19 protein-coding genes are annotated in these 14,338 nt (G+C 46.4%); 11 read left to right on the top strand and 8 right to left on the bottom strand.

Annotated elements, in window-relative coordinates; translation table 11 throughout:
• Positions 1-262 precede the first annotated feature (262 nt).
• Positions 263-865 (bottom strand): hypothetical protein, encoded by a 603-nt coding sequence (locus QUA56_RS13915; protein ID WP_333358459.1) that lies wholly within the window; start codon positions 863-865, stop codon positions 263-265.
• A 53-nt stretch (positions 866-918) separates the two neighbouring features.
• On the opposite strand from QUA56_RS13915, the gene QUA56_RS13910 reads away from it, so the two are divergent.
• From QUA56_RS13910 to QUA56_RS13875, 8 genes are all read left to right on the top strand, one after another.
• Positions 919-1,521, top strand: a complete 603-nt coding sequence (locus tag QUA56_RS13910; protein ID WP_333303296.1) for a hypothetical protein — start codon at positions 919-921, stop codon at positions 1,519-1,521.
• Between the two features lie 123 nt (positions 1,522-1,644).
• On the top strand, positions 1,645-1,815 hold the full coding sequence (locus tag QUA56_RS13905; RefSeq protein ID WP_333358457.1) for a hypothetical protein: 171 nt from the start codon (positions 1,645-1,647) through the stop codon (positions 1,813-1,815).
• 32 nt (positions 1,816-1,847) lie between these two features.
• Positions 1,848-2,045, top strand: coding sequence for a 50S ribosomal protein L35 (gene rpmI / locus QUA56_RS13900; protein WP_194009999.1), 198 nt, complete (start codon positions 1,848-1,850; stop codon positions 2,043-2,045).
• A gap of 19 nt (positions 2,046-2,064) precedes the next feature.
• The gene (gene rplT, locus QUA56_RS13895) at positions 2,065-2,421 is read left to right on the top strand and encodes a 50S ribosomal protein L20 (protein WP_333109051.1); all 357 of its coding nucleotides are present in this window, start codon (positions 2,065-2,067) and stop codon (positions 2,419-2,421) included.
• Between the two features lie 271 nt (positions 2,422-2,692).
• Complete coding sequence (locus QUA56_RS13890) at positions 2,693-3,223, top strand: tetratricopeptide repeat protein (protein ID WP_333358455.1); 531 nt, start codon at positions 2,693-2,695, stop codon at positions 3,221-3,223.
• 238 nt (positions 3,224-3,461) lie between these two features.
• A complete protein-coding gene (locus tag QUA56_RS13885) occupies positions 3,462-3,839 on the top strand; it encodes a response regulator (RefSeq protein ID WP_333358453.1) in 378 nt (125 codons plus the stop codon).
• A complete protein-coding gene (locus QUA56_RS13880) occupies positions 3,836-4,444 on the top strand; it encodes a chemotaxis protein CheC (protein ID WP_333358451.1) in 609 nt (202 codons plus the stop codon). Before QUA56_RS13885 ends, QUA56_RS13880 begins: the two co-directional genes overlap by 4 nt.
• Positions 4,441-6,639, top strand: coding sequence for a diguanylate cyclase domain-containing protein (locus QUA56_RS13875; protein ID WP_333358449.1), 2,199 nt, complete (start codon positions 4,441-4,443; stop codon positions 6,637-6,639). Before QUA56_RS13880 ends, QUA56_RS13875 begins: the two co-directional genes overlap by 4 nt.
• A 129-nt stretch (positions 6,640-6,768) precedes the next feature.
• Here QUA56_RS13875 and QUA56_RS13870 read toward each other — a convergent pair whose 3' ends face one another.
• Together QUA56_RS13870 and QUA56_RS13865 are read right to left on the bottom strand one after the other, a co-directional pair.
• Entirely contained in the window at positions 6,769-7,158 is a 390-nt protein-coding gene (locus QUA56_RS13870) for a hypothetical protein (RefSeq protein WP_333358447.1), read from the bottom strand.
• 13 nt (positions 7,159-7,171) lie between these two features.
• On the bottom strand, positions 7,172-7,396 hold the full coding sequence (locus QUA56_RS13865; RefSeq protein WP_333358445.1) for a hypothetical protein: 225 nt from the start codon (positions 7,394-7,396) through the stop codon (positions 7,172-7,174).
• A 103-nt stretch (positions 7,397-7,499) separates the two neighbouring features.
• Here QUA56_RS13865 and QUA56_RS13860 point away from each other — a divergent pair, with 103 nt between their 5' ends.
• On the top strand, positions 7,500-7,685 hold the full coding sequence (locus tag QUA56_RS13860; RefSeq protein ID WP_333358443.1) for a hypothetical protein: 186 nt from the start codon (positions 7,500-7,502) through the stop codon (positions 7,683-7,685).
• A gap of 55 nt (positions 7,686-7,740) precedes the next feature.
• Here QUA56_RS13860 and hpxZ read toward each other — a convergent pair whose 3' ends face one another.
• The 3 genes from hpxZ to QUA56_RS13845 all read right to left on the bottom strand — a co-directional run bounded on the left by hpxZ (position 7,741) and on the right by QUA56_RS13845 (position 9,892).
• Entirely contained in the window at positions 7,741-8,127 is a 387-nt protein-coding gene (gene hpxZ / locus QUA56_RS13855) for an oxalurate catabolism protein HpxZ (protein ID WP_333358441.1), read from the bottom strand.
• A gap of 346 nt (positions 8,128-8,473) precedes the next feature.
• Positions 8,474-8,893: a peptidylprolyl isomerase gene (locus QUA56_RS13850; protein WP_333358439.1), complete on the bottom strand. Its 420-nt coding sequence runs from the start codon at positions 8,891-8,893 to the stop codon at positions 8,474-8,476.
• Positions 8,894-9,031: 138 nt separating this feature from the next.
• A complete protein-coding gene (locus tag QUA56_RS13845) occupies positions 9,032-9,892 on the bottom strand; it encodes a prohibitin family protein (RefSeq protein WP_333358437.1) in 861 nt (286 codons plus the stop codon).
• Positions 9,893-9,986: 94 nt separating this feature from the next.
• Here QUA56_RS13845 and QUA56_RS13840 point away from each other — a divergent pair, with 94 nt between their 5' ends.
• Together QUA56_RS13840 and QUA56_RS13835 are read left to right on the top strand one after the other, a co-directional pair.
• Entirely contained in the window at positions 9,987-10,781 is a 795-nt protein-coding gene (locus QUA56_RS13840; protein WP_333358436.1) for an RNA ligase family protein, read from the top strand.
• A gap of 266 nt (positions 10,782-11,047) precedes the next feature.
• Positions 11,048-12,196, top strand: a complete 1,149-nt coding sequence (locus QUA56_RS13835; protein ID WP_333358434.1) for an AAA family ATPase — start codon at positions 11,048-11,050, stop codon at positions 12,194-12,196.
• A gap of 187 nt (positions 12,197-12,383) precedes the next feature.
• On the opposite strand, the gene QUA56_RS13830 is transcribed toward QUA56_RS13835, so the two are convergent.
• Complete coding sequence (locus tag QUA56_RS13830; RefSeq protein ID WP_333358432.1) at positions 12,384-12,593, bottom strand: acetyltransferase; 210 nt, start codon at positions 12,591-12,593, stop codon at positions 12,384-12,386.
• Positions 12,594-12,620: 27 nt separating this feature from the next.
• A complete protein-coding gene (locus QUA56_RS13825) occupies positions 12,621-13,787 on the bottom strand; it encodes a zinc-dependent alcohol dehydrogenase (RefSeq protein ID WP_333358430.1) in 1,167 nt (388 codons plus the stop codon).
• Positions 13,788-14,338: the final 551 nt, after the last annotated feature.

Here is a 14,338-nt window from a genome sequence, read left to right as displayed (position 1 = left end):
TTATTTGTTATTTGTTATTTGTTATTTGTTATTTGTTATTTGTTATTTGTTATTTGTTATTTGTTATTTGTTATTTGTTATTTGAGAATTGGGAATTGGGAATTGGGAATTGGGAATTGATTACTGATTATTAGTTTCGATTGCAAATAACTGCTGACTACTGACTACTCAATGCTAACTAATGACTAATGACTAATGACTAATGACTGATGACTGATGACTAATGACTAATGACTAATGACTAATGACTAATGACTTCTTCTCAACCTTCCCGTACCATCCAGACAAGCATGGACAAAATTGTCTCGACAGGGGGAAACGGATAGTCCCTAACATCCATAGTAACAATTGGCCCTTCGAGTTTCATAAATCTCCAAGCAGTGCCGCTAGTTACTGAACCGTAAATAGTCGGAATTGGGTTATTGTTGGCTTCATTAAATTTTTGAGCAGCCACCATTTCAGCGATGCACTGCCCCAAACCGCTGTTGATGTTATCTCGCTTAGCTTCTACCAGCACAACCGCAGGTGCTTCTATTTCAAATTGCTCAGGAGAGCGACTGATTAAAAAGTCGCAAACTCCGTTTAATCCCGCCGCGATATCGACTGTGAAATCAGTACCTGAAAATACGCTGATTTGGCGGTTCAGTAACCGTTTGACTTCCAAAAGCGCCGGAGCGATAATTAGTTCTGATTTGGCTTTTTCCGTTCCTACTGCGATCGCCCAGGGAACTGTATCTTCCAGCAAACCTGCTAAAATGGCACTGGGTGCGATCGGCTCGACTTCCGGTAAAAAGCGGCCGCCTTCAACTGCGGTCAATCCGAAGCTTTGCTTAACCTTTCGCAGTGTAAAATCGCTGTATGCCATGATTTTGATTTCAAATTTAATAAACTGCTACATCAATAAAAATGGTGTTTTCAATGCCCTACAGTGAATTTACGCTCAGAAAGGCTAAACGCGATTTTGGCTTAACAACCGTAGAAGCAGGGCGATTCCTGCCACCAACCGCGCCGATTCATCCTAGCTCCTACTTGATAGAATCGCTAATAGAAGGACTACCACTGGCTACAGCTACGGGTTCTGAAAAAGCACGATCGGAACTGATTATTAGTCCTATTTTAGTCGAAGTTAGAAAAATTTTACAGCGGCAAGTGAGTCTATTTTCGGGAGAAGATTTTACTGTAGAGCCGGAATTGGGATTGAGCGGAGTTTGTGATTTTTTAATCAGTCGTTCTCCCGAACAAATATTAATCGAAGCGCCTGCTGTTGTCATCGTTGAAGCGAAAAAAGCGGATTTAAAAGTTGGGTTGGGACAGTGCGCGGCAGAAATGGTGGCGGCTCAAAAGTTTAATGAAATTAACAATATCCCGATCGCCACAATTTACGGCAGTGTCAGCAGCGGTACTGTTTGGAGATTTCTGAAGTTGGAGTCAAAAACTCTGACAATTGACCTCAATGACTATCCTGTGCCGCCGGTAGAACCGTTGCTGGGGATGTTGGTTTGGATGGTTCGCGACGGTTAGGGCGATCGGCTTTTAACTAAAATTTTAAAACTTAAGTGGCAACAAACCAAGGTGATAATATTGGTGCCGCTATGTGAAGTTATACCATTTTAGATTTTAGATTAAAAAATTGAAGGATGGGGCATGACTCATTCGGTAAGGGTTTGGATCGCGGGCATACAGTTGCGTTCTGGTTTGAAACGGGTATTAATTATAGAAAAAATAGTCAAATTCTCTCCTTCTCTCCCCCTCTCCCTAACTCCCCAACTGCCAACCCGCAAATCTCCCTTGCAGAAAGTACCAAAAACGTGGTAGAGTTAAAGCTTGTGTCCAAATAACACCAGTCCATGCCAAAACTCAAAACTCGCAAAGCAGCCGCAAAGCGCTTTAGAGCGACCGGCACCGGTAAAATTGTGCGCCGCAAAGCTTACAAAAGCCACTTGCTACAGCACAAAAGTTCAGCTCGCAAAAGCCGTCTCTCTAAGCTGGTCGTCATCGACGAGACCAACGACGCTAACGTGCGGTTAATGCTTCCATACTTGTAAAGTTTAACGGAAATTAAAGATGACACGGGTAAAACGCGGTAATGTCGCCAGAGCGCGCCGCAAAAAAATTCTCAAATTAGCCAAGGGTTTCCGAGGCGCACAGTCGAAACAGTTCCGCACAGCTAACCAACGGGTGATGCAGGCCCTGCGTAACGGTTATCGCGATCGCAAAAAACGCAAACGCGATTTCCGCCGCCTGTGGATTGCTCGGATCAATGCCGCATCGCGCCAGCACGGCACGAGCTACAGCAGACTGATCGGTAACATGAAGAAAGCCAACATCGAAATCAACCGCAAAATGCTGGCACAAATGGCGATTATTGACCCCGCAACATTCGGTAAAGTCGTGGAAATGGCCAATCGAGCCGGAGTGTGAAAGCTCGATCGGTTTTGAGAAGGAAGAAAGCAGAAGTAAGAAAGATTTAGATATCTGCCAGAGAAGGAAAACTCCTGATAAATCTATGAGATTCAGACCAACTTTCCTTCTTTGTTCTTACTTCTGGATTTTTGCTTTTTCAGAAATTGCGATCGGGCTGGTAGATCGCGCTTTTCGAGTTTTTAAGACAGTTGCAGAGGCAAATCTCAGAGATTGCTAGCGCATTAAAATAAATAAAACCTTCCACAGATATACCTAAATAAAAAAAAACATGGATAGTAATTTACTGATTGTTTACCTGTCCGTGCTGCTCGCTATACTAGGCAGCACTTCCTGGTTTGTTGTGCGCCAGATTCTCAAAACTCGGAAGCTGGAAATGTCTCTGGAACGCTTAGAAAATAAGCTGACGACAGAAAAAGGAACAGCACAGGAATACTACGAATTAGGAAGTATTTATGTAGATAAGAAGCTTTACTCCCAGGCGATCGTACTGTTTCAAAAAGCCTTGAAAGCCAAAGACTTAGAAGGCGAAGAAAATCAAGCAGCTATTTACAACGCCCTCGGTTTTGCACACTTCGGTCAAGAACAGTACGACATCGCGATCCGCCAGTACAAAGAAGCCCTGAAGTTGCAGCCCGAATACGTTATATCTCTAAACAACCTGGGTCACGCCTACGAGCGCAAAAAATTAACAGCTCAAGCCTTGGAAATGTACGAACAAGCTCTTGCCTGCGATCCAGACAATGCCACTGCTAAACAGCGAGTAGAGTCCCTCCGGAAACGTTTGGTAATCTATAATTGAGCGTCGGTGTTAGGAGCAATACAGATACCCCCAAACCTGGTTTCATTCAGAAACCGGGTTTTTTCTTCCCAAAGTCAAAGATACTAAACTATCAAACACCTTAATGCGTTAGTTTTTAAGAACAGGAATTCCGAGTCGAGCTCGATCGCACACCGTCCCAGCAGTTTAAACTACTGTCAAGATAAAAGCAGTACCTGCAACGCCGATCTGTCCTAAACAATTGAAGGAGGAGAACGTAGTGACATCAATTCTCGTTGTCGAAGATTCGTGGTTGACTCGCAGGGTAATCTGCAAAATCCTGCGAGCAGAAGGATACGAGACTTGGGAAGTATCGAGCGGCCCGGAAGCTCTAGAACTGCTCGGGACTAAAACCCCAAACTGTATGCTCTTAGATCTGCTGATGCCGGAAATGGAAGGTCGGGAAGTCCTGCAAGCCATGCGCGATCGAGGATATAAAATTCCAGTCATCGTAATTACCGCAGACATCCAAGCAAGCACCCGCTCCGAGTGCATGGAACTCGGAGCCCTGGCAGTGATTCACAAAATGCCCAACTCAGATGAACTGGTAGGATGGATCAAAAAAGCTCTCAGTGCCAGCGAGGAGATCGCCCCATGATATTGACCGCTCGACAGCTCGATGCTTTGCAGGAACTGGTCAACATCGGGATCGGTCAAGCAGCAGGGGTATTGAACGAGATGATCGAATCCCCCATTCGCTTGCAAATCCCTTACCTCCAAATCCTGTCTCCCTTGGATGTGCAAGAACAGTTAGAGATCCACCTCAACGGCGAGCAAATCGCTGCCGTCCAGCTCAAATTTACAGGTTCCTTTGGAGGCATTGCCCAGCTAGTCTTTCCTACCAACAGCGCGGCCATGCTCGTTACCATGCTGACAGGGGAAGAAGTGGGCACTCACGACCTGGATTCCGTCAAAATTGGTACGCTGAGTGAAGTGGGAAATATTGTCATCAATGGAGTCATGGGTGCAATCAGTAACGTACTTCAACAGCGCCTGAACTATTCAATTCCTAATTACATGGAAGGGACGATCGCTACTTTGCTGACATCTGGCGGTTTAGCTGCTGATACAGTTGTTTTATTAGCGCAGACCCGTTTCATTATTGAAAGGCTTCACATAGAAGGAGATATCATCCTTATTTTCAATGTCAGTTCCTTTGACACCTTGTTGACTGCTATCAATCAACTTGCCGGGGGTCTATGATCGAGGAGAGCAAAACTATTGAGGACAAGTTTGGGGTTCTCGACAGCGTACCAGTCGGTGCGTGCTTACTGCGAGATGATTTTGTGGTGCTGTTTTGGAACACTTGTCTGGAAGAGTGGACGAAAATTCCCCGCAGGCAAATTTTGGGAACAAAAATCACAGCGCATTTTCCTCACCTGAATCAGCTAAAGTACGCAACTCGCTTCCAGCAAATCTTTGCAGGAGGCCCGCCAACAATTTTTTCTTCTCAAATTCACAAACACCTGATTCCGGCAACTTGGCAAGACGGCCAGCAGCGCATCCAGCAAACTACCGTGACTGCTGTGCCGGCCCTTCCGGCTGGCATTGCAGAACAGGAGATTAGGGGCTGGCTTCTCCAGGCTCTTGATTTGGAACCAGACGGTACTTTAGAAGTCCCAGAACCAACAAGTGCTTCTTTGGCTTGGGAATCTCCACCCTCAGTTTCGCGATCGTCAATCTGGCCGGGGATCAATTCCCAATCGTTCTACGCGCTGCTGGTGATTCAAGACGTGACCGACCTCACCCACCGCATCCAAGCTTACCGCACAATGCGGGATCAAGCTGTGGAAGAAGTGAAAGTGCGCCAGCGGGTGGAGGAAGAATTGCGATCGAGCCAGCATTTCATCCAGCAGATTGCTGACGCGGCGCCTTATTTGCTCTACATCTACGATTTGACCCAACGGCGCAATGTCTACGTCAACGGTCAAGCTTCTAAATTGCTGGGCTACACTCCCCAAGAAATTTTACAGATGGAAATGGCTTTGTTTTCCAGCTTAGTGCACCCAGAAGATGTGCCGAGGGTGGGAGCGCACGTGCAAAAATTTCCCTTGACCCAAGACGGGCATATTTTGGAGTTGGAGTACCGACTGAAACATCGATCGGGCCAATGGCGCTGGTTTCGCTGTCGCGACCAAGTGTTCGCCCGCACGCCAGAGGGCTTGCCCAAACAAATTTTCGGCACCGCTCAAGATATCACCGAGTACAAGCGGGCAGAAGAGGCGCTGCGGCAGCAGAACGAACGCGAACTGTTGATGGCGACGATTACTCAGCACATCCGCCAGTCTCTGGATTTGGGTGAAGTGCTCAACACGACTGTGACAGAAGTGCGCCAGTTCCTTCAGGCCGATCGAGTGATGATCGTCCGCTTCAACTTCTGCAAGGGCTGTCTCTGCGCTGCACACGCGACGGGGGCGGTGACGGTGGAATCTGTAGCTCCCAACTGCCGGCCGATGCTCGGAGAAACCTTGGAAAATTTCTGTTTTGACGAGTTCTATCTCGAAGCGTACCAACATCGGGCGATCCGACCGATCGCCGATGTCTGCGCGGCCGATTTGCCACAAGATCAAATTGACTTGCTCGCACAATTTGATGTGAAAGCTTATTTGGTGGTGCCGCTAGTGCAAGGAGACGAGTTGTGGGGGCTGCTGATGGCCCACCAGTGCAGTCCCCGCCAGTGGATGCCGTTGGAAGTAGAGTTGCTGTCTTCTTTGGCCGCCCAGTTGGCGATCGCCATCAAGCAAGCAGAACTCTACCAGCAGTTGCAAGCGGCCAACCTCAAGTTAGAGCGCTTGGCAACTTTAGACGAACTCACGCAGCTAGCAAACCGGCGCCGGTTCGATCAGTATTTAGAAATGGAGTGGCGCAGACAAGCCCGGGAACAAACGCCTCTGTCCCTGATTCTCTGCGATATTGATTCTTTTAAAAATTACAACGATACCTACGGGCATCCAGGGGGAGACGAATGTTTGCGGCAAGTCGCCGGGGCGATCGGCAATGCAGTCGATCGCCCCGCCGATTTAGTAGCTCGCTACGGAGGCGAAGAATTTGCCGTGATTTTGCCAAATACCGCGATGCAAGGCGCCGTGGTGGTAGCCGAACACATACAGCTCAAAATCGCAGCTTTGCAGCTTCCTCACGCTGGTTCTCAGGTGAGCGAGTACGTCACAGTCAGTTTCGGCGTAGCGAGTATTGTTCCTGCATCTGAATCTGGAGCCGAAATTCTGATTGCCGCAGCCGACCAAGCGCTGTATCAAGCTAAACGACTTGGGCGCGATCGTATCCAACTTTACCAGCCCGACCCTGCTTCTGGCAAGCCGAACGGGACAGCCACTCCCATGCTTCCTGTGGATTTTTCTAGACCCAATACTAATTTGCCCTCTCCCACAAGCGCTTGACGTATTCCAATATTTGTGCCTCCGGAGAAGTTACGAGCTGTCCTGCGGGAGTAATACCTCTCGGGGAGAGGATAACTTTAGGTGACCACTAAATTCGTCACCCCCGAACCATTAAAAAGAATCTAAAAATCATTCATGCAGTAGATTAATTTGCACAATCCCAACAACTGTTCGGCATAAGGCTGTAACGTATTCGGCGAGCAAAAATCTAATATTACGGCGAGAGAGAATCAAATCCTGCACGTCATACTCTCGATATCCATTGAAGGTAGCTCCCTCTGGAAGTCCCTCTGGCTCGATAATCCGCTGTTCGTTCACCAAGAAGTCAGTTTTCTTTCTGCGCTTAGAAGAACCCGGTCGCTTGCCTTCTGGTTTCGGCTTTTTTTTCTCTTGATTGAGGGTACTAGGTCGGATTTTCGGTTTTCCGTTGAGTTTCTTAGGAATGAGAATTAAATAACTTACACAAGGAAAGTGGGGTGGGCGTCCCGCCCGCCCTTTTTGGACGGGCGGGACGCCCATCCCACCATAACAATTAAAATTGTAAGTTATTTAATTCGCGATCCTTAGCCGCTAGTAGTTGCTCGTCGAGACTCGCGGCTTTTTCTTGCAGTTTGGTCACTTCTTTTTCTAGCTTGGCTATTGTCTCCTGTTGGCCTTCAAGTAGCTGTTGCTGCTGAGCTATCAAGTTCAGCAGCCAGTTCACCAACGGTGTCCGTTCCCCTTCGGGAATGTCAATAGCTAGGTAGGGAAGTGTCATATTTTGATTTAACCAGATTTGCCAGAGGAGTGCTACAACGCATGAAAGTTTTTTCCTCGCTTCAGTACACCTGATTGACGAGGAGTGCCTCTACCAGTGGTTATTGAGCAGTTACGAAATAATCACTGTTCCTATTCTGATAGAAAGATTTGAACAAGCTGTTGCCAAAGGGTACTTAAGCAATATATTGAGCGAGATTATTAAGCAGAGCAGATTAGAATTTAATTATGAAGATGAGGAAGAAAGTCTGGAAATGGAACTATTAGACGTTTCTCTAGAAGATGAATGATTCAGTCATAAAGTCCGCTTGCTTTAGACAATTCTTGTTTCCTTACCTTTAAAATCTACACCGGCAACAAAGAAACGTGAGCCGAAACAATCTTCCAGCCTTGAGGAAACTTCCGCCACATCTGACTCTGCCGCCCCAGCCGCACCACTCCATCCATCGCACGGCGAAATTCCAGCGTCACAGCCGCCGTGTCTGCATCGAAAGTCACGATTTTTAGGTTGAACATTTCTCGATCGACATTTACAGGCGATCGTCCTTGGCGAAAAGCCCTCACCTCATCGCTCCCGTACAGGTTCTCCGTCACCCCAAACCGCACGACTTCCGGCGCATCCCAGAACAAACTATCGAGAGTTTCAATATCGTTCGTACAAAGAGCTTTTTCGTATTTTAAATATAGTTCAGTTAACTCAGTCACCACAGCATAATCATTGATAACAGTCATTCGATTTTAGATTTTAGATTTTAGATTTTAGATTGACACCACGGATAAATCCGGGGGCTTTTCGATTTTAGATTTTAGATTTTAGATTTTAGATTGACACCGCAGATAAATCTGGGGGCTTTTAGATTTTAGATTTTAGATTTTAGATTGACACCACGGATAAATCCGGGGGCTTGAGGATGCAAGGATTTTGGATTTTGGATTGATTCCACGGATCGATCGCGTGGCGGGTACCATCAAGAAATTATTGGTCATAAATTGTAGATTTTAAAACTCTTAACTTTCACAAGTTTTGTTTGCAATAAGGACTAAAGTCCTTACTACAAACGCAACTAATTACTGAAAATTAATGCTCAATTTTGAGCGAAATAATCTTGTCGCCTTGGCGGATAGCATTGACGACAGACATATCCTCAGTTTGGCCAAAAGTTGTGTGAACTCCATCTAAATGAGACTGGGGAGAATGGCAAATAAAGAATTGGCTGCCACCCGTATCCCGGCCTGCGTGAGCCATCGATAAAGTTCCTGCCAAATGTTTTTTGGAGTTGATTTCGCACTTGATTTTGTAGCCTGGGCCGCCGGTTCCAGTGCCTTTTGGACAGCCACCTTGAATCATAAAGTTAGGAATGACTCGGTGAAAGGACAATCCATCGTAAAAACCTTTTTCTGCCAAGTCAACAAAATTCTTTACTGTGTTAGGCGCATCCGCATCGAACAATTCCAAATTGATGGTGCCTTTGTTGGTTTCCATAATAGCGCGGGTCATGATTTCTCCTTGCTTCCTAAAATGAGTGTGCTGCCTGCGTGTTAATTGCGGACTTCGCTTTTATAGCGACAGGTTTCAACCTGTCGTTATATTTTGGCTTTTAGAAGTTTAGCATACTCCGCAAACTTTCAACGGCTGCTAACTTTTTTGGCGATCGGGTTCTTCCTGAATATCGTTCATATTAAAAATGAAAGGAACCCGACTGGAACCGCTGCCCATCACCAACACTTTTGGCATCTGAGCGCCGCCGCTTCTCCAAGCTTCGATCGCCTCTTTTTGCAGCACTAAATCGCCGCCCTGAGCCTTCAAAGTTTCAGCCAACAGCCTTTGAGCTTCGGCCCTACCTTGAGCGCGGTTAATGTCAGCTTGAGCCTGTTGTTCAGCTTCCTGAGCCACATAAACAGCCCTTTGCGCTCGCTGTTCAGCAACCTGTTTCTCCTCAACCGCTTTCGCAAAATCTGTGGAGAATCGAATGTTAACAACGCTCGTATCGAGCACGATTACATCATACTTTGATAGCCTTTCCTTCAGCGCAGTATCAAAGTCTCGCTTCAGTTCACTTCTTTGAGTAATAGATTGTTCGGCGGTTCTGAGTGCAGCCGCTGTTTTAAATGCTTCTTGCGTCTGAGGCGCAATAATTTTTGAGACTATATTCTCCAAAGTTCCTTGAGTCCTTCTGATATCAACTATTCTCTCAGCATCGAGGCGAAAGTTGATCGCAAAACTGGCATTTAAATCCTGAAGGTCTTTAGTAGCACTCTGGGCGGGAACTTCAAATTTTTGCACTGTTACATCGTACACATCTACCTTGGAGATTAGCGGGGGTCTGAGGTGAAACCCCTCTAACAATGCTCCATCTGTGGCTTTTCCTAAAACGCTGACTACTCCTGCTTCACCTGGATTGATAACGACGAAAGAGTTGAAGCCGAGGAGTAGCACACTTACTAATATAATTCCAGCGATTGCTGATGATATGTTTTGGAAACTTTGACTTTTCAACTTACACGCTCCTTTGTGATTATTCCATTATAATGGTTAAATAGATTGGGTCGCCTCTCAAGTCTCAAATCTCAAATCTCAAAGGGATTGGCTGATGGTCAAAATTATTAAATATCCTAGAACTTATCACATCGAAGGTTCGCGTTTCCAACCGGGTGATGAAGACCTCGACAGCGTGCCATTTAGCGCCCTGAGCGATCGCCCGACAGTGATTGAAGAAAAGGTAGACGGCGCTAATACAGGCATCAGCTTCGCACCAGACGGACAAATGCTGCTGCAAAGTCGCGGTCACTATCTCACCGGCGGGCCGAGGGAAAAACATTTTAACTTATTCAAACAGTGGGCTTTCAGTCTCAGCGGGGCGCTGGGAGAAGTGCTGGGAAATCGCTACATTCTTTACGGCGAATGGCTGTATGCCAAACACACTGTCTTTTATGATTTTTTGCCGCACTATTTTATGGAATACGACGTGCTGGACTTAGAAACAAATCAATTTTTGAGTACAGAATCCCGCCGCAAGTTGTTAAGCGGACTGCCGTTGGTGTCCGTTCCCGTGCTGTTTTCGGGAGTGCTGAAATCTCCCAAGCAAATGATGCAGTTTATGGAAAAATCTAATTTTATTCAACAGGGACATTTGGAACGCTTGCGTTTGTACTGCGGGGAATTGGGATTAGATGAAGAACGGTGTTTGAAAGAGACTGACAAGAGCGATCGCATGGAGGGTCTGTACATTAAAATTGAGGATGATGGGATAGTAAAGGCACGTTACAAATACGTGCGTGCCAGCTTTTTGACTGCTATAAAAAATGCCGAAGGACATTGGCTAAATCGCCCAATTGTACCCAATATTCTGCGTCCCGGCGCAGATTTATTTAATTTTAGTTTGTAAAGAGATATCTTGCACCATTGTCAAGAACGGGCAAGATGCCCGTTCCACAAAGAATGAGTTTTATTGTGGAACAGGCATCTTGCCTGTTCCTAAACAAGTAATTGAGAATGGTGCAAGATGTGAGTAAAGTAAGAAATGCCGACCATTGGTGTCAACTTTCCACGATATTTCCCGAATTCCGACAGGGGTTTAAACCCCTGACTCAAAGCTAAAGTCCTTTTCCATAGGACTGATGAGTTGTTAAGTCAGATCGAACAAGTAAAGTTATGAATACACTGTTATCTCCGCCTTGGACTTTTCCCTTTTGTCCCCAACCGCCCGATTGGTTCCTGGATTGGGACGGTATTCAAACGCATTTCGACTGGATAGACAGCCTCAAAGGATGTCAGCAAGACCCGATTTACCACGCCGAAGGAGATGTTTTTATTCATACAAAAATGGTCTGCGAAGCCTTAATATCTTCCCCAAATTGGCGGCAGCTTCCCGAAAAAGAGCGATCGATACTTTTTGCCGCCGCTTTGCTGCACGATGTCGCCAAACCAAGCTTTACAAAAATAGAAGCCGACGGCAGAATTAGCTCAAAAGGTCACGCCCGTCAAGGTGCGAAGATGGTCAGACAAATTTTATCTCAATTCGAGCCGCCTGTGCAGTTTGACATTCGCGAAACAGTTGTGGCGATCGTCCAATTCGGCAGTTTACCCATCTGGCTGATCGACAAACCCAACCCGCAGCAGTCCGTAATTAAAGTCAGTCAAGTTGTCCGCTGCGATTTCCTCGCACTTTTAGCAGAAGCAGACGTGCGCGGCCGCCACTGCGCCGACAAACAAGAATTGCTCGATAAAATACAACTATTTCGGGAGTTTTGTCAAGAAAATAATTGCTTGGATTCTCCCCGACAATTCGCCTCCGCACACAGCCGATTTATCTACTTCCGCAAAGAGAACGGAAACCCGGATTACGAAGCATTTGACGATACTCGCTGCGAAGTCATTTTGATGTCTGGATTGCCCGCAAGCGGTAAAGATTATTGGATTCGGAAAAATCTCCCAGATTTGCCAGTAATCTCGCTGGATGCACTGCGAAAAGAGATGAATGTCCCTCCAGACGAAACCCCTGGAAATGTGGTGACAGCCGCCAAACAAAGAGCGCGCGAATATATGAATGACGGGCGTTCTTTTGTGTGGAATGCTACAAATACAACCAAACAAATGCGGCAGCAATTAGTTAATTTCTTTGCCGATTATCAAGCGCGAGTTCGGATTGTTTATCTGGAAGTACCTCTAGAAGAAATATTGCGGCGGAATCGATCGCGCACAGCAACAGTACCGGAAGCAGTTATTCGCAAATTAGCTGCGCGCCTGGATATTCCAGACATCACAGAAGCGCATCAAGTCGATCGGATCGTTAACAATTAATCTCTCTTTTTACCTAAAACTGTTAGAGCCCAGACTTCTTTAAGAAGTCTGGGCTCTGGGTATTAGGTTGACGGTTTCCCTTGAATCATATCAATTCCGGTTGCACCGTCAGGTGATTGTTGACTGTTGACTGTTGACTGTTAACTGTTGACTCGATTTTATTATTCCGATACAACCGGAAACGATATCAATTAGTTTTATAATGTTTCTCAGTCCAGCAGCGCGGCAAAACTTCGCCGGAGGGAAAAACTAATTTACCCTTCGGAAAATTCGCTGGCTCTTGCTCTTCTTCACCTGCTTGATTTCGCCCTAATACCTCATTTTTTGCAGGGCTGATTAAACCATCGATATCGAGGATTTCTACCAAGTCGCCTGATTCTTTTTCTTGTAAAAGCATAGTTTCTCCTTGTCAGTTGAATGCGAGTTAGGGTTTGAGGACAACTTTGATGCAGTTGTCTTTTTTGTTGAGGAAAATCTCGTAGGCGTGGGGCGCTTCATCCAATTTCATTCGGTGCGTAATTACGAATGACGGGTCAATTTCGCCTTTTTGAACGCGATCGAGCAAAGGCCGCAAATAGCGGTGAACGTGCGTCTGTCCCATTTTCATGGTCAAGCCTTTGTTGAAAGCTGCACCTAATGGCACTTTGTCAACGAAGCCGCCGTAAACGCCGGGAATTGACACTGTGCCGCCCTTGCGACACGCGAGGATCGCTTGTCGCAGGGCGGTAGGTCGATCGCTCTCCAAGCGCACGGCTTGCTTGGCTTTGTCGTACAAAGCGTCGAGGCCGGTGCCGTGGGCTTCCATTCCCACCGCGTCGATGCAGGCGTCGGGCCCGCGTCCCCCGGTCATTTCGGTGACGGCTTCCCCGGCGTCCATTTCTTCGTAATTGATGATTTCTGCTTTGGCCGCGGCAGCCATTTGCAAGCGTTCCGGTACGCGGTCGATCGCAATGACTCGATCGGCCCCCAGCATAAACGCGCTTCTGATTGCAAATTGTCCGACCGGCCCGCATCCCCAAACTGCTACCGTATCCCCCGGCTGAATGTTGCAGTTTTCGGCCGCCATGTAACCGGTCGGAAAGATATCCGTGAGGAACAATACTTGTTCGTCAGAAAGTCCGTCGGGAATTTTTAAAGGGCCGACATCTGCAAACGGAACGCGCGCGTATTCTGCTTGACCTCCTGCATAACCACCCGTTAAATGCGAGTAGCCAAACAGTCCCGCCGGCGAATGACCGTAGATTTTTTCAGCCAGCCCAGCATTGGGGTTGGAGTTGTCGCACAGCGACCACAAATCGCGGTTGCAAAAGAAGCAACTGCCGCAAGAAATAGTAAAAGGAATGACGACGCGATCGCCCTTTTTTAAGTTCTTGACTTCGCTGCCGAGTTCGACTACTTCCCCCATGAATTCGTGGCCCATGATGTCGCCCGATTGCATGGTGGGGATGTAGCCGTTATAGAGGTGCAAATCTGAGCCGCAAATTGCTGTAGACGTGATTTTAACTATCGCATCGCGCGGATTGATAATTGTCGGGTCTGGTACGTTATCAACTCGCACGTCATTTGCTCCGTGCCAGCAAAGAGCTTTCATTATTTTTTTTCCTCTAGTTAACTACTAGCTAGCAGATTTTTGATTTTAAATCTTACATTTACTAAGCCTATAAATTACTCGCTTGGATATTTTTAATTTTAAGCATATAAAATATTTTTTCTCTCTATCCGAGGTATAATTTAAAAATCTATCTTCCGGCTGTTTTCAATTACAAAAATGTAAAGTTTATGTCCCTAAAGTGCGGAAAATTTTACATTATTCCGTTAACCGCCAACATTTATAGCAACCGCGCCCGACGGTTAAGACGTTCTTAATTGCTGAAATCATGGCGGCAGATTCCTTCTTACTTCTTTTGACCCTGAGCGAACTTGTACTGAGCGAAGTCGAAGTAGCCGAAAAGCCTTCAAAATCTGCTATAACAGCTAATAATTAGATTGATGAGGTTGTTTTTGTCGATCGCCGATCCCTATCCTCTCACAATAGATAAAATATCCGCCCTGAATCTCACTGTAGCGGCTGTTTTGACTCACATTAGATAAGTACCGACCTAAAACTTCTCAAGTAAAAGCGGGTCGATCGATTATTAAGTA

The sequence above is a fragment of the Microcoleus sp. N3A4 genome (assembly GCF_036701805.1).
Taxonomy (GTDB): Bacteria; Cyanobacteriota; Cyanobacteriia; order Cyanobacteriales; family Microcoleaceae; genus Microcoleus.
This window is presented reverse-complemented; position numbering and strand designations above follow the sequence as displayed.

Coding starts and splice junctions, on each gene's coding strand:
- QUA56_RS13875 (WP_333358449.1), top strand. CDS start 4,441: ATGATCGAGGAGAGCAAAACTATTGAGGACAAGTTTGGGGTTCTCGAC.
- QUA56_RS13870 (WP_333358447.1), bottom strand. CDS start 7,158: ATGGGCGTCCCGCCCGTCCAAAAAGGGCGGGCGGGACGCCCACCCCAC.
- QUA56_RS13865 (WP_333358445.1), bottom strand. CDS start 7,396: ATGACACTTCCCTACCTAGCTATTGACATTCCCGAAGGGGAACGGACA.
- hpxZ (WP_333358441.1), bottom strand. CDS start 8,127: ATGACTGTTATCAATGATTATGCTGTGGTGACTGAGTTAACTGAACTA.
- QUA56_RS13880 (WP_333358451.1), top strand. CDS start 3,836: ATGATATTGACCGCTCGACAGCTCGATGCTTTGCAGGAACTGGTCAAC.
- QUA56_RS13830 (WP_333358432.1), bottom strand. CDS start 12,593: ATGCTTTTACAAGAAAAAGAATCAGGCGACTTGGTAGAAATCCTCGAT.
- rpmI (WP_194009999.1), top strand. CDS start 1,848: ATGCCAAAACTCAAAACTCGCAAAGCAGCCGCAAAGCGCTTTAGAGCG.
- QUA56_RS13905 (WP_333358457.1), top strand. CDS start 1,645: ATGACTCATTCGGTAAGGGTTTGGATCGCGGGCATACAGTTGCGTTCT.
- QUA56_RS13910 (WP_333303296.1), top strand. CDS start 919: ATGCCCTACAGTGAATTTACGCTCAGAAAGGCTAAACGCGATTTTGGC.
- QUA56_RS13835 (WP_333358434.1), top strand. CDS start 11,048: ATGAATACACTGTTATCTCCGCCTTGGACTTTTCCCTTTTGTCCCCAA.
- QUA56_RS13890 (WP_333358455.1), top strand. CDS start 2,693: ATGGATAGTAATTTACTGATTGTTTACCTGTCCGTGCTGCTCGCTATA.
- QUA56_RS13915 (WP_333358459.1), bottom strand. CDS start 865: ATGGCATACAGCGATTTTACACTGCGAAAGGTTAAGCAAAGCTTCGGA.
- rplT (WP_333109051.1), top strand. CDS start 2,065: ATGACACGGGTAAAACGCGGTAATGTCGCCAGAGCGCGCCGCAAAAAA.
- QUA56_RS13825 (WP_333358430.1), bottom strand. CDS start 13,787: ATGAAAGCTCTTTGCTGGCACGGAGCAAATGACGTGCGAGTTGATAAC.
- QUA56_RS13840 (WP_333358436.1), top strand. CDS start 9,987: ATGGTCAAAATTATTAAATATCCTAGAACTTATCACATCGAAGGTTCG.
- QUA56_RS13850 (WP_333358439.1), bottom strand. CDS start 8,893: ATGACCCGCGCTATTATGGAAACCAACAAAGGCACCATCAATTTGGAA.